This window comes from Bartonella sp. CR84HXZ (assembly GCF_042194535.1).
In the GTDB taxonomy this organism is placed as follows: Bacteria; Pseudomonadota; Alphaproteobacteria; order Rhizobiales; family Rhizobiaceae; genus Bartonella; species Bartonella grahamii.
Window position 1 is genome coordinate 1 of the sequence record NZ_JBHIMY010000137.1, and the last position, 509, is coordinate 509.

1 pseudogene is annotated in these 509 nt (G+C 39.5%); it reads left to right on the forward strand.

Annotated elements, in window-relative coordinates:
- A pseudogene (locus tag ACFIKD_RS09805) lies at positions 1 to 509 on the forward strand (hypothetical protein); the annotation flags it as partial.

Consider the following 509-nt stretch of genomic DNA (forward strand, 5'->3'; position numbering starts at 1 on the left):
GATGCGATTAATGGAGGTCAGATTTATACTCTACAACAGAGCTTTGCCTCATATTTTGGTGGAGGAGCTGGTTATGATAAGGAAGGAAACTGGCAAGGACCCAAATTCTACGTTCAGGTTTTCAATGAGGATGGTACGAAAGGTGATAAAGAGGAGCGTAATAATGTCTCTGAAGCATTTGATGTTGTTAATGACAGCATGAGCACTATCAACGATCGTATAAAAGAAGTTGAAAAGGATGTTGCGTCTAATGGTCTGAATTGGAATGAAGAAAAAGGAAGCTATGATGCTTCTCACGCTGATGATCAGGGCGTTAAGAGTCCTAGTAAGATTATCAATGTAGAGGACGGTAAGGTAGACAAAGATTCCAAAGAAGCAGTTAATGGAGGTCAGCTTTGGGAAACCCAGCAGATGATTACAGATCAGGTCAAGGATATTGAAACTAAAGTTACGGATGGATCTGTACAATATGATAAAGATGAAACAGGTAAAAAGACCAATACAGTTAC